At 47.5% G+C, this 1,022-nt stretch carries 2 protein-coding genes; both read left to right on the forward strand.

From position 1 onward, the window contains the following. Window positions 1-507, forward strand: a 507-nt coding sequence (locus ACWF4Z_RS38195) for an aldehyde dehydrogenase family protein (protein ID WP_452248099.1), incomplete at its 5' end; no start/stop codon positions are given. Between the two features lie 114 nt (window positions 508-621). Continuing rightward, window positions 622-1,022: sodium:solute symporter family transporter (locus ACWF4Z_RS38200; RefSeq protein WP_452248100.1), on the forward strand; the 401-nt coding region annotated here is incomplete at its 3' end.

Raw genomic sequence — 1,022 nt, forward strand, 5'->3', positions numbered from 1 at the left:
GTAACAGCTAAACCTGACAGTGCAGATGTTTATATGGGACCTGTCATTGACCAAGGTTCTTATGATAAAATTATGAGCTATATTGAGATCGGAAAACAGGAAGGGCGTTTAGTAAGCGGCGGTACTGGTGATGATTCGAAAGGATACTTCATCAAACCGACGATCTTCGCTGACCTTGATCCGAAAGCAAGACTCATGCAGGAAGAAATTTTCGGACCTGTCGTTGCATTTTGTAAAGTGTCAGACTTTGATGAAGCTTTAGAAGTGGCAAACAATACTGAATATGGTTTGACAGGCGCGGTTATCACAAACAACCGCAAGCACATCGAGCGTGCGAAACAGGAATTCCATGTCGGAAACCTATACTTCAACCGCAACTGTACAGGTGCTATCGTCGGCTACCATCCGTTTGGCGGCTTCAAAATGTCGGGAACGGATTCAAAAGCAGGCGGGCCGGATTACTTGGCTCTGCATATGCAAGCAAAAACAATCAGTGAAATGTTCTAAGCGGGACTAAATGGGCATCCTCCCTGCGGGGGTGTCCATTTCATCCATATACTATAAAAAAGAGGAGGAAGTGCCATAGAAAACACACAGCTGATTATTTCGATTTGTATTTATATGGCGGGAATGCTGCTAATCGGCTACTTTGCTTACAAGCGTACGTCGAATCTGACGGATTACATGCTGGGAGGACGCTCTTTGGGTCCGGCAGTAACTGCTCTCAGTGCCGGCGCTGCCGATATGAGCGGCTGGCTGCTGATGGGGCTTCCGGGCGCCATGTTTTCTACTGGTCTGAGCGGCGCTTGGATCGTCATCGGACTTTGCCTTGGAGCGTGGGCGAACTGGCTTTACGTCGCACCGCGGCTGAGAACCTATACTGAAAAAGCGGGGAATTCCATTACAATTCCCGGATTCCTGGAAAATCGCTTCGGAGATCAAACAAAGCTTCTCAGACTGTTTTCAGGAATTGTCATTTTAGTCTTTTTCACGTTTTATGTATCGTCCGGAATGGTGTCCGG

Source organism: Kribbella sp. NPDC055071, assembly GCF_053608045.1.